11 protein-coding genes are annotated in these 18,745 nt (G+C 43.4%); 6 read left to right on the plus strand and 5 right to left on the minus strand.

What is annotated here, in order from left to right:
- Positions 1-4: 4 nt before the first annotated feature.
- A complete protein-coding gene (locus D2U88_RS06665; RefSeq protein WP_119639520.1) occupies positions 5-3,109 on the minus strand; it encodes a SusC/RagA family TonB-linked outer membrane protein in 3,105 nt (1,034 codons plus the stop codon).
- 332 nt (positions 3,110-3,441) lie between these two features.
- The gene (locus tag D2U88_RS06670; RefSeq protein ID WP_119639522.1) at positions 3,442-4,581 is read right to left on the minus strand and encodes a helix-turn-helix domain-containing protein; all 1,140 of its coding nucleotides are present in this window, start codon (positions 4,579-4,581) and stop codon (positions 3,442-3,444) included.
- Positions 4,582-4,888: 307 nt separating this feature from the next.
- On the opposite strand from D2U88_RS06670, the gene D2U88_RS06675 reads away from it, so the two are divergent.
- Positions 4,889-6,508 (plus strand): amidohydrolase, encoded by a 1,620-nt coding sequence (locus tag D2U88_RS06675; RefSeq protein WP_119639666.1) that lies wholly within the window; start codon positions 4,889-4,891, stop codon positions 6,506-6,508.
- Positions 6,509-6,584: 76 nt separating this feature from the next.
- On the opposite strand, the gene D2U88_RS06680 is transcribed toward D2U88_RS06675, so the two are convergent.
- Positions 6,585-7,115 carry a DUF2911 domain-containing protein gene (locus D2U88_RS06680; protein ID WP_119639523.1) on the minus strand — a complete coding sequence of 177 codons (531 nt, stop codon included), beginning with the start codon at positions 7,113-7,115 and terminating at the stop codon, positions 6,585-6,587.
- 243 nt (positions 7,116-7,358) lie between these two features.
- Here D2U88_RS06680 and asnB point away from each other — a divergent pair, with 243 nt between their 5' ends.
- The 3 genes from asnB (at position 7,359) to D2U88_RS06695 (ending at position 12,302) form a co-directional block, all read left to right on the plus strand.
- Positions 7,359-9,029 carry an asparagine synthase B gene (gene asnB / locus D2U88_RS06685; RefSeq protein ID WP_119639525.1) on the plus strand — a complete coding sequence of 557 codons (1,671 nt, stop codon included), beginning with the start codon at positions 7,359-7,361 and terminating at the stop codon, positions 9,027-9,029.
- Positions 9,030-9,278: 249 nt separating this feature from the next.
- Positions 9,279-11,219 carry a DNA topoisomerase (ATP-hydrolyzing) subunit B gene (gene gyrB, locus D2U88_RS06690; protein ID WP_119639527.1) on the plus strand — a complete coding sequence of 647 codons (1,941 nt, stop codon included), beginning with the start codon at positions 9,279-9,281 and terminating at the stop codon, positions 11,217-11,219.
- A 72-nt stretch (positions 11,220-11,291) separates the two neighbouring features.
- Positions 11,292-12,302, plus strand: coding sequence for a DUF6588 family protein (locus D2U88_RS06695; protein WP_119639529.1), 1,011 nt, complete (start codon positions 11,292-11,294; stop codon positions 12,300-12,302).
- A gap of 125 nt (positions 12,303-12,427) precedes the next feature.
- Here the strand turns inward: D2U88_RS06695 and D2U88_RS06700 are convergent, their stop codons facing one another.
- The gene (locus tag D2U88_RS06700; RefSeq protein ID WP_235855735.1) at positions 12,428-12,799 is read right to left on the minus strand and encodes a hypothetical protein; all 372 of its coding nucleotides are present in this window, start codon (positions 12,797-12,799) and stop codon (positions 12,428-12,430) included.
- Positions 12,800-13,044: 245 nt separating this feature from the next.
- On the opposite strand from D2U88_RS06700, the gene mdh reads away from it, so the two are divergent.
- Both mdh and secDF read left to right on the plus strand, forming a co-directional pair.
- Positions 13,045-13,971, plus strand: coding sequence for a malate dehydrogenase (mdh, locus tag D2U88_RS06705; protein WP_119639530.1), 927 nt, complete (start codon positions 13,045-13,047; stop codon positions 13,969-13,971).
- Between the two features lie 222 nt (positions 13,972-14,193).
- A complete protein-coding gene (gene secDF, locus D2U88_RS06710; RefSeq protein WP_119639532.1) occupies positions 14,194-17,160 on the plus strand; it encodes a protein translocase subunit SecDF in 2,967 nt (988 codons plus the stop codon).
- Positions 17,161-17,232: 72 nt separating this feature from the next.
- On the opposite strand, the gene D2U88_RS06715 is transcribed toward secDF, so the two are convergent.
- Positions 17,233-18,696, minus strand: a complete 1,464-nt coding sequence (locus tag D2U88_RS06715) for a glycosyltransferase (RefSeq protein WP_119639670.1) — start codon at positions 18,694-18,696, stop codon at positions 17,233-17,235.
- Positions 18,697-18,745: the final 49 nt, after the last annotated feature.

Here is an 18,745-nt window from a genome sequence, read left to right on the forward strand (position 1 = left end):
AGAATTATAGATTAACATTTAGACCCAGCGACAAAACCTTCGACCTTGGGGTTCCATTTATATCCACACCGTTAGACTCCATTTCTGGATTCAACCCTTTGTAATTTGTGATGGTAACAAAGTTTTGAGCCTGAACAAAGAACCTGACCATGTTCACATGTAACCTTTCCGTTAGCATGGAAGGTAATTTATAGCCCAAAGAGATATTGTCCAAGCTGATAAAATCACCTTTTTCCACAAACCTTGTGGTGGCGTGACCGGTCAGATTGGTGAAAGTGTTACTACTGGCGTACAATTTTGGTGTTCTTCCATCTCCTGGTTCAGCAGCGCTCTGCCATCTTCCCAAGATCTCGGTAGAGTTGTTGTTGAAGTTCTGTGTTACCAAATCCCTTCTCGTGGAGTTGAATACACTGTTGCCGCCACTATATCTGAACATGAAGCTAAAATCGAAGTTTTTATAGGTGAACTTATTGATCACGGAACCATAGTAGGTTGGCAAGGAAGTTCCCAAAATAAACTTGTCATCTGCTGCGCTCAATGAAGAGCTTTCGGAAAGATCTTCAGGGTTACTTGGATCGAAGACAAAATAAGATTGTGTATCAATATTGCCCTGAACCAAGCTGCCATCGGCCTTATAATAAACCGGGTTACCATTTGCAGGGTTTACGCCCCAATACCTATATCCGTATAGTGAGTTGATGGATTCACCTTCCCTAATGATCAAATTGGGAGCTATATTGGTGTTGGTGGAAGTACCTCCAATAATATCCTGTCCATCGGGTATACTGGTTACCCTGTTCTTGTCCAAGGTCAAATTGGCGGAAACGTTCCAGCTGAAATTCTGGGTGTTGAAAGGAGTGTAGTTCACAGAGAATTCATAGCCCTCATTCACCATGGTTCCAATGTTCTTCTTGATCCTGTTGTCCGGTACACCCAATGATTGTGGTACAGGTACATCGAGGATAAGACCATCAATATCATTTTTATAGTAGTCGAAGCTAAAGGTCAGCTTATCTGACATAAAGCCAAAGTCGACTCCAAAATCGGTCTTTTTACTGGTTTCCCAAAGCAACTGGTCGTTACCGAACTGTGTAAACGCAATACCGTTCAAGGTACCATATTGGGAAGCCGATGTTAGTCCGAGGTAAGGATAACTACCGATATCGGTATTTCCCACTTCTGAATAGGAAGCCCTAAGTTTGAATAGGGAGATGGTTGGGTTCAAGGCACTGAAGAACTCTTCATTGGCAATGTTCCAACCTGCAGAGTATCCAGTAAAGTTGTTCCACCTTGTGGACTCGCTCAATTTTGAGATACCATCCCTACGAACAGATCCTTGTAGATAGTAACGCTCTTTAAAGTTGTAGCTGATACGCCCAACATAGGAACTGATACCATTTTCAGTCACACTACCACCAGAGGTCTGGGTGCCATATGCTCCGGTCACCAAGTTTTGGTTGTAGAATTCATCCAATAGGTCGGTTCCGGTTCCAAAGAAATATTTATTCTGCTCTTTTTGGTATTCGGCAACCGCAGTAACAGCAATATTGTGGGCATCGTTAATGGAGGTATTGTAGTTTACAATGTTCTGGATGTTCCAACGAAGAATATCCCTATTGTCGTTTTGTAACCTACCATTAGACCCCCTACCGTCACCATGAACAGGACTGTAGTAAAGGAATCCAGAAGTAATGGTGTTGTTGGCACTGGCCTGGAATCTATAGGTCAATCCTTTCAAAGGTTTTACATCTGCAAAGGCGCTAACCAGGGTGTTATTGATCTTGGATTGGAATTTGTTGTTGGCCAAAACATAGGCAATATTGGATATGTTGTCACCCACTGGGTCGGTGTTGTCCCACTGACCAACTACGCTTCCATCTGGAGATAGGTTATAACCTGTTGGGTTGTTGACATCATAAATAGGGGTGTTGGGCAATTGTCTGGTTGCATTGAAAATGTTTCCTGAAAGTGAGTTGCCACCAGTGTTTAGACCATTGTATTCGGTCCTGGTCACGCCTACATTGGCTCCGACGCTCAGCCATTTGACAATCTCGTGCTCCAGGTTGGTCCTGATGCTGTATCGTTTCATGTTGTTTGAAACCGCCACCCCATCTTGGTCTGTAAAGCCCAATGATAGGTAATACCTTGTCCTGTCGGTTCCACCATTTATCGATAGGCTATGGTCCATTTGAAGTGCGCTTGAATTGAGTACGGCCTTTTGCCAATCGGTATCATAATCGCTGCCCACTGCCCAAGGAGCCTGACCTCTGTTCGTTCTTTTTTCATTTGCGATTTCCAAGAATTGCGAAGTATTCAAAAGGTCGAAGGTTTTGATTGGGGAAGCAAAACCGGTTACTACATTGTAGTTCACCTGTGTTGATCCTTTTTTTCCTTTTTTGGTGGTGATCAAGATTACGCCATTGGCTGCACGGGATCCGTAAATAGCTGTAGCGGCACCATCTTTCAAGATTTCAAAGGATTCAATGTCGTTTGGATTGATATCGCCTAGTCCGTTGGCGGAAGCGTAACCTCCAACATCACCTGTTATAATGGGAATACCATCTACAACCACCAAAGGATAGGTGCCAGAACCTATAGAGGCAACACCCCTGATCCGAATCCTTGGTGTTTCACCAATGATACCTGTGTTAGAAGTGATCTGCACACCTGCAGCCCTACCTGCCAATTGACTTTCGAAACTAGGTGTTACAAGTCCTTGTATATCTGCACCCGATACGCTGGCTATGGCTCCGGTGATTTCCTTCCTTTTTTGTACACCATAACCGACTACCACAACCTCTTCCAAGGCTTGTGCGTCCTCTTCCATTTGAATGTCAATGACACTCTGGGCACCTACGGTTACCCTTACTTCTTTTTGACCTAAGTAGGAATAAATAAGGACTTGACCTGTTTGGGCCTGTAGCGCATACTTACCATCAAAGTCGGTCTGGGTGCCGTTGGTAGTACCCCTTATTATAACATTGACGCCAGGTAGGGGCAATCCTGTCTGGTCGGTAACGGTGCCGGTAATCATTTTGTCCTGCGCAAAAGAAAGATGCACGACAAATGCCATCAGCACTGCGAGAAATACTTTTGATTTTGATTTCATGTAGTTCACATTGATTGAGTTAGTAATAATGTTTGAATAAGCTATTGAAAAGAAAACCGGTCAATTTTTTATTGAGACTAATCCAAAAAATTAACAAGACCCCTTAAGTAATTGTGGCAATGTTTTAGTAGCATGACCGGTTATCCTAATCAGGGGTCGAAATAAATATGTTATTGCGGGAAAGGGATTACGCCCGACCTAAATTTACCTATACCGATAAAAATTAACCTTTATCAATTTTTATAGAATCCTGTATAGGAGACCTTTAGGATATGCAGGGTGTTTTCTTGATTGAAAGGAGGTTTCATGTATTTATTGCAGTCATTCAGGAATTACTCTTGTAGGCTCTTGATATATTGCACGGGGGTCAGGTGCTTTCTCTTTTTGAATGCCTTGTAGAATGATACTTTATTGTTGAACCCGGACTCGTAGATCAGGTCGGTTATGAGTTCAACCTGCTTGGGGCTGTTCTCTATAATAGTGATGCATTCATTGATGCGATAATCGTTGATGAACTCATAAAAGTTTTTGTTGAACTCTTGGTTGATTACCTGGGAAAGGCTGTATCGATCGGTATTCAATCTATGGGCCAAATCTTGGAGCGACAGTGTGTTGTCCAAATAAGGCTTTTCTTGCATTGCTTCCAAGAGTTGTGTCTTTAATGTCTCTATCATTGTTTTGGTAAGCCCGGAATTTTGGTATTTCTCCTTTTTAACCAGTTGTTTGTCCATGTTGGCCGTCAAGATTTCCGTAATGTTTTTAGGTAGCAGGAACAATAAGAAGGAGATGATGATAATAAAGGCTGAAAAGAAATAGGCAAGGGTATACTGCAACATGTTGTTTATGGAACTTTGATTCTTTACAATGGCCTGAAAGCAAAATATAAAGCAGATAATGGCCAAAAAGATAATGAGTGATAACGTCCATTTGCGTGTAAGCTCGTCAAGTTGGAACCGGCAATCCTGATAACGTCTGATGAGTATGATAAGGAAAAGACCAAAATAGACAATTTTAATATAGATGTTGTTCAACAACAGTACAAGGGTTTTACCTGTCCCGGCAAGGGGCATCTCCCCGATGCTATTGGTCAGGATCAATAGTAAGATCAGGCTCAAGAAAAAGGGGCCAAATAATAAGGCAATGACCCGTAATCTAATTTGCCTGTGGGGATATAGGCTTTTTTCAAGAAATAAATAGATGCATGGCCCGAGCAAAAATAGCAAGCTTGAGTAAAACGGGATTTTAGGAATATGCATGATACCGTCCCACCATAAAAAGGTCAGTTCAAGGAGAATGGAGGCTATCGAAATGGTAAAAATGCCCATATAGGTATTGAGTCCTTTTCTATAGAGCAGATAAAGGCCAATGCCGAATCCCAACATGGATATTGCAATGAATATGAAATGTAGGAGGCTCAATTCATCCTGAGCTGCAATTTGCACTGCGTCAATGCTTAAGAAAGCTTCTGTCATGCCAAAAAAAGAGGAATATATTTGCTTTTATCAATCTTGTTTTGGGGGATGGAAAAGTAGTAATTATTGCAAGGCCGAAAATTTTATTAACATAAATTAATGAAATTCTAATTTCATGCCTCCCCCATTGATGTTTCCGAAAATCTACCACAAATTTCAAGGATCCAATTGTACACTCTTCTACGGGGAAAAATGTCTTTTGATGTTTTGCCGACGGGAAGCTTTTGTGGTTATGTTGATCAAATTGTTACACAGGGACATTTATTTTTGTCTGCATTTTCTATTTTTGAAAAAACCATCATCCAAAATGAAAAAGCTCATACTCCTCTTTATTACCCCTTTATTTTTTGCTTGTAATCCAAAAGAAGAAGTGGACCTGATTGTCTACAATGCCAATATTTATACCGTGGATAATGATTTCTCCAAGGCTTGTTGTGTGGCCATAAAGGACGGAAAATTCGTTGCAGTTTCAGAAAACGCCGATATCTACAAAAAGTACAAGGCCAAAGAAGAATTGGATGCTGAAGGAAAGACCATAGTGCCTGGATTGATCGATGCCCATTGTCATTTTTATGGTTTGGGATTGAATCAACAGGTCGTGGACTTGGTGGGTACTACCAGTTTTGATGAGATTTTGGATAAAGTGGTTACGTTTCAGAAGGAACGGCCATCCGATTTTATCCGAGGGCGGGGCTGGGACCAGAACGATTGGGAAGAAAAGGAATTCCCTACCAAGGATAAATTGGATGAATTGTTCCCTGATATACCTGTGGCATTACGAAGAATTGATGGTCACGCCCTTTTGGTGAACCAAAAGGCATTGGATTTGGCCGGGATTACGTTGGAAACCAAAGTGGAAGGTGGGGAAATTGTGACCAAGGACGGCAAGCTTACCGGAGTTTTGGTGGACAATCCCATGGGATTGGTGGATGCTGTAGTTCCGCAACCATCCAGAGCACAACAGATACAGGCTCTAAAGGATGCGGAACGCATCAGTTTGGATTACGGACTCACCACGGTAAATGATGCCGGATTGGCCCGTTCTACCATAGAATTGATTGATAGTCTGCAGCAAGCGGGAGATATGTCCATCCGTGTCTATGCCATGGTTTCCAATTATCCGGAAAATCTGGATTATTTCTTGAACAAGGGTATCATTAAAACGGATAGGCTCGATGTTCGTTCTGTAAAAGTATATGGGGATGGGGCCTTGGGCTCACGGGGAGCGGCACTAAAAGTACCCTACTCGGATAAACCAGGTCATTTTGGGGCCATGGTCACCCCTGTTGATGAAATTGGAGCCCTGGCCGAGCGCATTGCAGCCACCGATTATCAAATGAACACCCATGCCATTGGGGATTCTGCCAATGTAGTGGTGCTACGCGCTTATAAAAAAGCCTTGGAGGGCAAGCCGGACCGTCGTTGGAAAGTGGAACATGCCCAAGTAATATCCATGGAAGATTTCGATTACTTTAAACTGGGCATTATTCCATCCGTTCAACCTACCCATGCCACAAGTGATATGTACTGGGCCGAAGATCGTTTGGGTCCGGAACGTGTTAAGGGCGCCTATGCTTATAAGAAACTTTTGGACGAGGCAGGAATAGTAGCTTTGGGTACCGACTTTCCCGTAGAGCAGGTAAGTCCCTTCTTGACTTTTTATGCTGCTGTGGCCCGTCAGGATTTGAAAAATTATCCAGAGGGAGGTTTTCAAATGAAAGATGCTTTGTCCAGAGAGGAAACATTGAAAGGGATGACCATCTGGGCAGCCTATTCCAATTTTGAAGAAGGCGAGAAGGGAAGTATTGAACCGGGTAAGTTCGCCGATTTTGTAATCTTGAGCGATGATATCATGACTGTTCCCGTTTCGGAGATTCCCAATCTAAAAGCCGAGCAGGTTTTTGTGGGAGGAGAAAAGCTCAAATAGAATCTATTAAATAGCGGATCACAAAAAATAAAAAAGCCCCAAATAGGGGCTTTTATTTATAAAGAAATATGGTTTTTTAAATGCTGATCGGCACGGTAACCCTAGTGGTTCCCCATCCCATGACCATATCGCCGCTATCATCAAAAGCTATGGAAAAAGCCTCCAATTCTTCATTGTCGGAACTGGTCTTGGCCATTACTCGGGCAACATCGGCCTCGCTGTCATAGGAAAAAGCGCCCCATTGGTTCAGGTTACTGTTCAAAATAACGGTCCACTCACCTTCACCTGGAATAGTGAACAGGGAATAAGTTCCAGCTTTTACGGACTTACCTCCAACAGTGGCATCCTTATAAAAAGTGATTTCGGTACACTCGTTGGCGCCAGTTCTCCATACTTTTCCTTGTGGGGCAAGCTCGGTCAAGCTACGTCCCTTAAGTTGTGGCCTGCTGTAAATGACCTTAATGGATTTTTGGGGCACGCGCGAACTGGTGGGGAAAGTGACAATATCCGCGGGACTCTTGTCCAAGCCACTGAATTTCTGGGCGGTCGCTTCCGTCGAAAATACCATGGCAAAAGCTAGAACAGTAAATAAGAATACATTTTTCATGATTGTGATTTTAGTAGTTTTCAAAACTAGGGTGTTATTAAATGGTCTGTATCTAAAAAGACGTTAAAAAAGAATAAACTTACAAAACGTTCGGGATTGTCACGGTATTTTGAAGATATAGTTTCAATACCACATAATTTTTATATTTATTATTACAATATGAAACTTATAGGTCATTTGTGGTTTTATTTATAAAGTTACTGGCTCATTTTTGTATCAAAATTGTTACTAATTTATTTGATTATGTGTGGTATTGTATGCGCATTTGATGTGAAGGAAAGTACGGAAGTACTTAGGCCCCAATTATTGGAGATGTCGAAGAAAGTAAGGCACCGCGGGCCGGATTGGAGTGGAATTTATGCTGATGACAAAGCGATATTGGCCCATGAGCGTTTGGCCATCGTGGATCCAGCTTCTGGAAAACAGCCATTGTTAAGCGCCGATGGGAAATTGGTGTTGGCGGCCAATGGTGAGATCTATAACCATCAACAATTGAGAAAACAGTTCGAGGGTAAATATGAGTTCAAGACCCAATCGGATTGCGAGGTCATTCTGGCCCTATACCAAGAAAAGGGAGTCGACTTTGTGGATGAAATGAACGGTATCTTCGGATTTGCCATTTACGATAGTGAGAAGGACGAGTACTTCATCGCGAGAGATCATATGGGTATCATTCCGCTTTACATCGGATGGGACAAAAACGGGACTTTTTATGTGGCTTCCGAATTGAAAGCGTTGGAAGGAACCTGTTCCAAGATCCAATTGTTCCCTCCCGGACACTATCTGCACAGCTCCGATGGCGAGTTCAGAAGATGGTACCAAAGGGATTGGATGGAGTACGATGCCGTAAAGGAAAACGAGACCAGCATTCAGGCCATTAAAGATGCCTTGGAGGCTGCTGTGCACCGTCAGTTGATGTCCGATGTTCCTTATGGTGTTTTGTTGTCCGGTGGATTGGATTCTTCTGTGACTTCGGCCATCGCGAAAAAGTATTCCCAAAAAAGAATTGAGTCAGGTGATACGACCGATGCCTGGTGGCCCCAATTACACTCCTTTTCTGTAGGTTTGGAAGGTTCTCCGGATTTGGCTGCCGCCCAAAAGGTGGCCAAGCACATAGGTACGGTACACCACGAGATAAAATTTACCATTCAGGAAGGTTTGGATGCCATCAAGGATGTTATCTATAACTTGGAAACGTATGATATTACTACTATCCGGGCATCTACACCCATGTATTTGATGGCAAGGGTCATCAAGTCGATGGGTATTAAAATGGTATTGTCCGGTGAGGGAGCCGATGAGCTTTTCGGTGGATACCTTTACTTCCACAAGGCACCAAGTCCAAAGGATTTCCATGAAGAAACCGTAAGAAAGCTGGATAAATTACACATGTATGATTGTTTGAGGGCCAATAAATCCTTGGCGGCTTGGGGTATTGAAGGGCGTGTGCCGTTTTTGGATAAAGAATTTATGGATGTGGCCATGCGCATCAACCCAAAGGATAAAATGATCAACGGGGAGCGTATGGAAAAATGGGTGGTGCGAAAGGCATTTGAGTCGTATCTCCCTGAAAGTGTGGCCTGGAGACAGAAGGAACAATTTTCCGATGGTGTAGGCTATAGTTGGATCGATACCTTGAAGGCGATGGTTGCGGAAGAAATTAGCGATGAGCAATTGAAGAATGCGCACTTCAAGTTTCCGATTCAGACCCCAACTACCAAAGAGGAATATTATTACCGTTCCATATTTGAAAGCCATTTCCCCTCGGATGCGGCTGCCCTGAGTGTTCCACAGGAACCTTCCGTGGCCTGCAGTACAAAGATTGCGTTGGAGTGGGACGAAGCCTTTAAGAACATGAACGATCCATCTGGCAGGGCGGTGGCTAAAGTACACACCGATGCCTACGTAAAATAGCAGTAATTAGCAATCAAGGATTTGGAGCAGGAGAAGTTTTGTTTCATTTTCAATTAGTCGAAAAAGCCCCTCAATTGAGGGGCTTTTTGTTGTTCTTAACAGTACTTTCACGACCAAGTGTAAATATCCTGTTTTTCCACAGATTTTGTTGATAACTTAAGGGGTTCATTTAGCCTCTATGCCCTAATTACACAGGGTATTCTTTATATTTGTAGGATTTGAAAAATTCTAAGCAAATAAAGAAAATATATGAGCGAAGAAGCTAACAAGAAACAATATTCGGCGGATAGTATCCAGGCCCTTGAGGGCATGGAGCACGTACGTATGAGACCTTCCATGTATATTGGGGATGTAGGGGTCAGGGGGTTGCATCATTTGGTTTACGAAGTAGTGGACAACTCCATCGATGAGGCCATGGCCGGATATTGTGATGCAATAGAAGTAATCATTAATGAAGATAACTCCATTACCGTAAAGGATAATGGTAGGGGTATACCTGTTGGGCTTCACAAGAAGGAAGGAGTTTCCGCTTTGGAAGTGGTCATGACCAAGATTGGTGCCGGGGGTAAATTCGATAAGGATTCGTATAAGGTTTCAGGTGGTCTGCACGGTGTGGGGGTTTCCTGTGTGAACGCCTTGTCCAATCATTTAAAGGCAACCGTATACACTGACGGTAAAATCTGGGAACAGGAATATGAAAAGGGTAAGGCCCTATATCCCGTAAAAAGCATTGGGGACAGTAACGAAACCGGAACCATCGTAACTTTCGTTCCGGACGATACCATTTTTACCCAGACCACGGAATATAGCTATGAGACCCTTGCCAATCGGATGCGGGAGCTTTCCTATTTGAACAAGGGCATCACCATCACACTTACCGATAAGAGGAACAAGGACGAGAAGGGGGAGTTTGTTCATGAAATCTTCCATTCCGAGGAAGGGCTGAAGGAATTCATCAAGTTCTTGGACGGTAACCGTGAACCACTTATCCAGAGTGTGATTTCCATGGAGGGAGAGAAGAACGGAATTCCTGTGGAAGTGGCCATGGTCTACAACACTGGCTATACCGAAAACCTTCACTCCTATGTGAACAACATCAACACCCATGAAGGAGGTACGCACCTTTCCGGGTTTAGAAGGGGTTTGACGACCACTTTGAAAAAATATGCCGACAACTCCGGTATGTTGGACAAATTGAAGTTCGAAATTTCTGGGGATGACTTCCGTGAGGGACTTACAGCCATTGTTTCCGTTAAGGTGGCAGAACCCCAGTTTGAAGGTCAGACCAAAACCAAATTGGGTAACCGTGAGGTGACCAGTGCGGTGAGTCAGGCCGTTTCTGAAATGTTGACCGATTATTTGGAAGAGCACCCGGAAGACGCCAAACAAATTGTGGAAAAGGTAAAATTGGCCGCACAGGCCAGACATGCCGCTGCCAAGGCCCGCGAAATGGTACAGCGTAAAAACCCAATGAGCGTCGGGGGATTACCTGGAAAACTTTCCGACTGTTCCGAGCAAGATCCAACCAAATGTGAGGTGTTCCTGGTAGAGGGAGATTCCGCAGGGGGTACTGCCAAACAGGGTAGGGACAGGAACTTTCAGGCCATTCTTCCGCTAAGGGGTAAAATCCTGAATGTGGAAAAAGCCATGCAGCATAAGGTTTTTGAAAATGAGGAAATCAAGAATATCTATACCGCTTTGGGTGTTACCATCGGTACCGAGGAAGACAGCAAGGCGTTGAACTTGGATAAACTGCGTTACCACAAAGTAGTGATCATGTGTGATGCCGATGTGGATGGTAGTCACATTGAAACGCTGATCCTTACCTTTTTCTTCCGCTACATGCGCGAATTGATCGAGGGAGGACATGTTTACATCGCTACGCCACCTTTATATTTGGTAAAAAAAGGAGCAAAAAGACGTTACGCATGGAACGACAAGGAGCGGGATGAGATTGTGGCATCCATGAACGGTGGAGCAAGCATCCAACGATACAAAGGTCTTGGGGAGATGAATGCCGAGCAGCTTTGGGATACCACCATGAACCCAGAGTTCAGGACGTTGCGCCAAGTAAGTATTGAAAATGCAACGGAATCTGACCGAATCTTCTCCATGTTGATGGGGGATGAGGTGCCGCCAAGACGTGAATTTATTGAGAAAAATGCCGTCTATGCCAACATAGATGCATAGATAACAGCCATTTCACAACAAAAACTCGCCCCTAACAGGCGAGTTTTTTAGTTTTAGGAAAAATTTTACAAAATGAAGAAAATTGTTTTGTTGATGGCCTTGGCCTCAATAACCCTGGGAAGGGCACAAGACCTGAACGATCTTTTTGTTTCAGGTGTAGCTGATGCAGAACGTTTTGCCAATGCTTATTTGGCACCTGTTTCGGAAGCATCCATTTACAGTATTTCAAACGGATGGTACAATTCTGCAGATTCCAAACCTTTGGGCGGATTCGAAATTTCCATTATTGGGAACATGACCGGTTTCAAGAATAAGGACGATAAAAAAGCCTTTTTATTGAATCCTGCTGACTATGACAACTTGAACTTTGTCCAGAATCCTGACGAGCCACGCTTGGTTGCCACAGGTTTGGGGGATATTGAAGGAGTAGAAGTATACGTGGAAGGACAGAACGGTCTGTTCCGTGAAGAATTTGAATTGCCTTCCGGTCTGGCTTCTGAAAATTTGAATTTTATTCCCTCTGGCTATCTGCAAGGAAGTGTGGGATTGGTGAAGGGATTGGAAGTAAAAGCCCGTTTTTTGCCCAAGATCAAGTTTGACGACGATGCCAAGATTGGATTGTTCGGAGCTGGCCTACAGTATGATTTCACCAAGATGCTTCCGGCCGATAAGGTTCTTCCAGTGGCGATTGCCGCAGTAATCGGCTATACCAAATTGGATGGGGAATATGATTTTACCGATTCCTCTACCATTAATGGTAGTGATCAACGTATCGAGGCTTCTTTTAAAACATGGAATTTTAGTGCTGTGGTTTCCACAACAAAGATTCCCGTAATCAATTTTTATGGGGGATTGGGATATATCACCGGTAAATCGGATATCGACCTTTTGGGGACTTACGAAGCCAGAGGCCCATTCTTTACCGAGACTGTTGTAGATCCTTTTACAGTATCCAAAGATGTAAGTGGGGTTTCCGCCAATTTGGGTACCAAGATCAAATTGGGATTCTTCCGGCTTAATGCCGAATACAATATTTCCGAGTTCAGTACCTTTACCTTTGGTATCAACTTCGGATTCAGATAGTTTTATGTCAGTTAGATTTTTTTCCAAAAGAAAAAGTATCGAAAACAAACCACCAACCGACCAACCAATAAAGAAGGCCCCAATGTTCGTTGGGGCCTACTATTTTCATATAAGTGGTCTTCCGTCTATTCCCTAGTGGCGAAGACCGAGCCGTTCCCTAGGGCCAAGATTTCAGGATCTTGGGCTTTCAACAAGTTGACTGAGACATCAGTAACCTGTGGATCGCCATATATAATGGTATAGGTGCCGTTTTCCACGGACCATTTAAAATCGGTATAAAAAACCAGCTTGGAGTTGGAATAGCTTTGGTACCTACCCAGGTACACGTCATTGAAAATCCATTCTTCCCGAGTGGTATCGGTACTCTTGCCTTCGATATTGGAAGTTTCGACTTTGGCCCAGATGCCCAAAATGGGATCGTTGTTCTCTGGGATCCGGCTACAGTTGCTTACGGCAATAATGCCTATAATGGACAACAATGAAAAGAGCTTTTTCATAGGTCAAGTAGGTTAAATTGATTTTGGGACTATTAGAACGCTATTTTGTAGGAAAGTATTGCACCCAATTCTTCAAAATTGTTGTGAAATTCCAATTCTTCGATGAAAGGAAGGTTTTGTTAACATTTTGACGATTCGAACAATTTTGGGATCGTAACAAAATTGGGCTGCTAAAACTGGTGAAATTCAGCTTTTTTCTGCCCTAAATGCCGTATTTTTGAGCATCAAAATTTAAACTTATACAAATGAAAGTTACCGTAGTTGGAGCAGGCGCAGTCGGAGCAAGCTGTGCAGAATACATAGCAATGAAAAATTTTGCATCTGAAGTAGTTTTGTTGGATATCAAGGAAGGATATGCCGAAGGTAAGGCCATGGACCTTATGCAAACGGCTTCCCTGAACGGTTTCGATACCAAAATTACCGGAAGCACCAACGATTATAGTAAAACGGCTAACAGTGACGTAGTGGTGATCACCTCCGGAATTCCACGTAAGCCCGGGATGACCCGTGAGGAACTTATAGGGATCAATGCAGGTATTGTGAAGGCCGTGGCCACCAACCTTTTGGAGCACTCGCCAAATACCATCATCATTGTGGTGAGTAACCCAATGGATACTATGACCTATTTGGTGCACAAGTCCACAGGTTTGCCAAAGAACAGGATCATTGGTATGGGTGGTGCATTGGACAGTGCCCGTTTCAAATACAGATTGGCAGAGGCTTTGGGAGCTCCCATTTCCGATGTTGATGGAATGGTGATCGGCGGTCACAGTGATGTAGGTATGGTGCCATTGATCGGCCACGCCACTCGTAACAGCGTGAAGGTTTCCGAATTCCTTTCCGACGAGCAAATGAGTTGGGTAGTGGAAGAGACCAAAGTAGGTGGAGCCACCTTGACCAAACTATTGGGAACCAGTGCTTGGTATGCCCCGGGAGCAGCAGTATCCAGCATGGTTCAGGCCATTGCTTGCGACCAAAAGAAAATGTTCCCTTGTTCCACTATGTTGGATGGCGAATATGGGTTGAGCGACATCTGTATCGGTGCCCCAGTTATCTTGGGTAAGGACGGTATCGAGAAAATCGTGGAAATTGAGTTGTCCGATGCCGAAAAAGCTAAAATGCAGGAGAGTGCCGAAGGTGTTAAAAAGACCAACGCATTGCTTCAGGTATAACAATATTTGACCGACCAGAGAACTTGTCATTTTGGGCATGATCGTACCTTGGATTTTCTAAGATGTATCCTGGGAATCACCGATCCGTCCGAAATGACATTTTCATTTTAACAACATAGGGGTAGGCTATAATTGCAATTACATCATTTTCTATTGGCAAATCTTATCGGAAATGATATATTTGCACGCTGTTTAAGAAAACTTCTAAAAATTTAATAATCAATGCAAAATAAAGGACTTATAAGGCTTTTCGCTATCCTTTTTGGCTTGGTGAGCATTTATCAGTTATCCTATACCTTCATCGCTAGTAAGTTGGAAAAAGATGCTGAGGCTTACGCAGTTAGCCGAATTTCGGAAGCTGAGGATGATTATGTGGCCAAGCGTGAAGCTTTAGAGGCATCGTATTTGGATTCCATCGGTGACAACACTGTATTGGGCTTTACGAGCTATGAAGATGCCAAGAAAAAAGAGTTGAACAAAGGTCTTGACTTGAAGGGAGGGATCAATGTTACCTTGCAGATTTCCGTAAAGGATATTTTGAAGGGATTGGCCAACAATACCAAAAACCCTGTGTTCAACAAAGCTTTGGCTGATGCCGACAATGCATCCAAGAGTAGTGATCAAACCTATTTGGAGCTTTTCTTTGAAGCTTTTGACAATATTAAGGGAGATACCAAATTGGCCTCACCTGATATTTTTGCCAATAAGGGCCTGAGCGACGACATCAATTTCCAAATGTCGGATGATGAGGTAAAACCTATCATCAGGAAGAAAATCGACGAGTCCATTGTTTCTGCATTTGAAGTACTTCGTGAGCGTATCGATGGTTTTGGGGTAACCCAGCCCAACATCCAAAGGGAAGGAAACTCAGGACGTATTTTGGTGGAACTTCCAGGAGCTAGGGATATTGCCCGTGCCCAAGAACTACTTTCCAGTACGGCACAATTGGAATTTTGGGAAACCTATTCTCAGAATAACCAGAGTTTGGGAACCTTCTTGGTGAACGCCAATGAAAGATTGAAGGAAATCTTGAAGCCTGAACAAGCTAAGGAAGAAGTATCCAAGCCTGAGTCTGAAATTGACTCATTGCTTTCGGATGTGGCCCAAGATTCATTGGACATGACCCAAGAGGCCAACCCGCTATTGGGCAAACTTATTCCGGCCAACCCCGGTAGCCATGCCATCGCAAGGGCCATGGTGAGTGATACTGCTGAAATTGGCGGTTACCTAAGAATGCCAGAGATCAAGAGATTGTTGCCCAACGATATCCAATTCACCAAATTCCTTTGGGAAAGAGCTGCCAAGGATGTGGAAGTGGTGGAATTGTACGCCCTTAAATCCAATAGAGATGGAGTGCCCAGGATCAGCGGGGACGTGGTTTCAGACGCACAGGATACCTTTGACCAGTTCAATAAGCCTGCGGTAAGCATGACCATGAACACCCGTGGGGCCAAGGAATGGGAAAAACTGACAGGGGATGCCTATAACAACCAGACGGGTATCGCCATTGTATTGGATAATAAGGTATATACTGCTCCTGGGGTTTCTACAGGACCCATTTCAGGAGGCCGTTCAGAGATTACCGGTACCTTTACCGTAAACGAGACCAAGGATATTGCCAACGTGTTGCGTGCTGGTAAACTACCTGCATCTGCAGAGATCATCCAATCTGAAGTAGTAGGTCCATCATTGGGGCAAGAGGCCATTGATAGTGGTTTTATGTCTTTTGCCATAGCCATGGTTTTTGTTTTGCTGTGGATGATTTTCTACTATGGTAAAGCGGGAGTTTTTGCTGATATAGCATTGATTTTCAATATCTTGTTGATTTTTGGTGTACTGACCAGCTTGGGAGCTGTACTGACATTGCCAGGTATTGCCGGTATCGTGTTGACCATTGGTATGTCCGTGGATGCCAACGTATTGATCTATGAGCGTATTAAGGAAGAATTGGCCAAAGGAAAAGGGAAGGCCCAAGCCATTGCTGATGGTTTTGGAAATGCACTTTCCTCCATTTTGGATGCCAACATCACCACAGGTCTGACCGCTATCATTCTCTTTATATTCGGTTCTGGACCTATTAAAGGATTTGCGACCACTCTTTTGATCGGTATCGTAACGTCATTGTTCACGGCCATTTTTGTAACCCGTTTGATGATCGACTCTTACACGGCCAAAAAAGGTAGAAGATTGGATTTCACCACAGGTATCACCAAGAACCTGTTCAAAAACGTGAACATCGATTTCTTGGCAAAACGTAAGATTGCATATGTGCTATCTGGAATCTTAGTAGCGGTGAGTGTTTTCTCTCTGTTTACTCTCAAGCTTCAGCAAGGGGTTGATTTCATTGGTGGGCGTTCCTACCAAATCCGTTTTGAAAAAGTAGTAAACCCATCAGAGATCGCTTCTGAGTTGAACGATGTGTTCGGTAGCGGAACCAGTGTGAAGACATTTGGGGATGCCAACCAAATCAAGGTCACCACTCCGTATAAAGTAGATGAGGAAGGCGTGGAAGTCGATAATGAAATCCAAACTAAATTATATACCACTTTACAGAAATATCTTCCGGATGGAACTTCTTTTGAAGACTTTACCGTAGGTGCCTCTGAAAAGTCAATCGGTATCTTGCAATCCGTGAAGGTAGGACCTACCATTGCGGACGATATCAAGAAAAATGCTTTCTTGGCCATTTTGGGATCTTTGGCTGTGGTGTTCCTTTACATCTTGCTTCGATTTAGAAAATGGCAATTCTCGTTGGGTGCCGTTGTTGCGGTTTTCCACGATGTGATGATCGTGTTGGGTATCTTCTCTTTAACAGGAAAGATCATGCCCTTTAACATGGAAATTGACCAAGCCTTTATTGCTGCGATATTGACAGTAATCGGTTACTCGTTGAACGATACCGTGGTAGTGTTCGACCGTATCCGTGAAATAACCAATATCAAAGGTTTAAAAGGTGGGGAAAATATAAATGAAGCCTTGAACAGTACATTGAGCCGTACATTGAATACCTCATTGACTACATTGATCGTATTGTTGGCCATCTTCGTTTTTGGAGGTGAAAGCCTACGCGGATTCATGTTCGCCATGATCATTGGTGTGGTTGTGGGTACGTATTCTTCGATATTCGTGGCTACTCCATTGATGTTCGATGCACTCAAGAAGAAAATTGCTGCTGCTACAGGAGCATAGTTTAAGTTTTTAGATTACACCAAGTAAAGGGCCACATGCACAAGTGGCCCTTTATTTTTTCGTTGATCGGTATTATACTTTATTGTTGGCCAAAACTTCAAGCCAGCCAATCAATTGACTGAACAATGTAAAGTTTTGGATGACCCTTAATTGTCCATTGAACCCCCATTTGTCCCTATCTTTTGTATGGTTCAACATGTAAGTCAATGTTTTGGAAAGTTGTTCAATATCCGTTGGGTCTTCATTGATCTGCCCTGTTTTGTTATGGACTACTTGAAATTTCAACCCGGCAGCACCTGAAACCAGTACAGGTTTTCTCTTCCACATGGCTTCCGTGGCCGTGAGTCCAAAACCTTCTTGAATGGAATTTTGCACAATAATGCTCGAAGTACGTTGTAAGGCATTGACGATGAGTGCATTTTCCTTGGGATTGTCCAACGGTAATAAGAGAATAGCAATATCCTTCTGTAAATTACGGTCCACTTTTTTATAGGCTTCCGTGAGTTCATTGAGTACTTCCTGCCCCTCTGGGTCATCGGAAACAAAATCAGGGTCAGGTCCGCCCATCACTAAAAGCGTCATCTCAATACGTTTGTACTCCAAACTATCCGGATCTCCATTTTTGCGGTTGTCCAGTTTCATTTTAATAAAGGCATCCATAAGTTCCTTAAAACCTTTAAGGCGGTCCCATCTTGATATTTCCATCACTATGGGCCGATAAATAAGGTCCAAGTTTTCATCGGCCCTTAACAGGTCAAAGGAACCATCCGGCATTATTTTTCGTACCAAATATTTGTATCGATCATAAAGAATGGCCTTATGGTCGTCCAGTACCCCAGATTGATATAAAATACCAATGCATTTGTGCAATTGTAATTCCCTGTTTTTGTGACTTAAGGGGTCAATGGCAGGAGGAATGATGGAGGTTCTTTTCTTTAACGGTTTGGGGACATAAGCGGGTAAACTAAACACAAAATGGTCGTAATCGTCGGTGTAGGGACTTAGGAACTCCCACACGGCATCGGTTATCTCGGTATCCTCTTCCAATCCGATATGGCATCGCCAAATAATGGAAACTTTTCTCTCTTTTTTGATCATGGAAGCCAAGGGCATGGGTTGTGGGTCGTGGACCACTACAATATCCCCATCATTGATTAGTTCCAGAGCCTTGGGTAGATTATTTCTGTTGACAGCTTCGTATACTTGTCTGTCCTCTACCGTAAAAATACCATTTCCGCTTCCATGTATGGCATTGTGGATGCGTTTGGTGATATCAAAGAATGCTTTTTCCCTAGCCTCGATGACGAGCCACTCAATGGACACTCCGAGTTCCCGTAAAATTCGCATTTGGCTGGGCAACATCTCGGCAACACCACCGCCCAAGGCGGTTGAATTAATCATCCAAATGGTTTTACCTTTTAGGGATGCTATGGGTTCCTTGGCTTGTTCCAAAAAGTCGAGGACCGAGGAATACAGAGAGCCGTACGCCTTATAATCTTCAATTTTGGCGCCGGGTTTAACGTTGATTTTTTGCATGGAAGGGTATGGTGAATAGTTGAATTCCCTATAAGATAGCAAAAAATAG

Origin of the sequence: Flagellimonas aequoris (assembly GCF_003584165.1) — a bacterium.
In the GTDB taxonomy this organism is placed as follows: domain Bacteria; phylum Bacteroidota; class Bacteroidia; order Flavobacteriales; family Flavobacteriaceae; genus Flagellimonas; species Flagellimonas aequoris.

Bases quoted from the DNA above. Each gene is read 5' to 3' on its own strand.
- D2U88_RS06665 (WP_119639520.1), bottom strand. From the start codon at position 3,109: ATGAAATCAAAATCAAAAGTATTTCTCGCAGTGCTGATGGCATTTGTC.
- D2U88_RS06670 (WP_119639522.1), bottom strand. From the start codon at position 4,581: ATGACAGAAGCTTTCTTAAGCATTGACGCAGTGCAAATTGCAGCTCAG.
- D2U88_RS06675 (WP_119639666.1), top strand. From the start codon at position 4,889: ATGAAAAAGCTCATACTCCTCTTTATTACCCCTTTATTTTTTGCTTGT.
- D2U88_RS06680 (WP_119639523.1), bottom strand. From the start codon at position 7,115: ATGAAAAATGTATTCTTATTTACTGTTCTAGCTTTTGCCATGGTATTT.
- asnB (WP_119639525.1), top strand. From the start codon at position 7,359: ATGTGTGGTATTGTATGCGCATTTGATGTGAAGGAAAGTACGGAAGTA.
- gyrB (WP_119639527.1), top strand. From the start codon at position 9,279: ATGAGCGAAGAAGCTAACAAGAAACAATATTCGGCGGATAGTATCCAG.
- D2U88_RS06695 (WP_119639529.1), top strand. From the start codon at position 11,292: ATGAAGAAAATTGTTTTGTTGATGGCCTTGGCCTCAATAACCCTGGGA.
- D2U88_RS06700 (WP_235855735.1), bottom strand. From the start codon at position 12,799: ATGAAAAAGCTCTTTTCATTGTTGTCCATTATAGGCATTATTGCCGTA.
- mdh (WP_119639530.1), top strand. From the start codon at position 13,045: ATGAAAGTTACCGTAGTTGGAGCAGGCGCAGTCGGAGCAAGCTGTGCA.
- secDF (WP_119639532.1), top strand. From the start codon at position 14,194: ATGCAAAATAAAGGACTTATAAGGCTTTTCGCTATCCTTTTTGGCTTG.
- D2U88_RS06715 (WP_119639670.1), bottom strand. From the start codon at position 18,696: ATGCAAAAAATCAACGTTAAACCCGGCGCCAAAATTGAAGATTATAAG.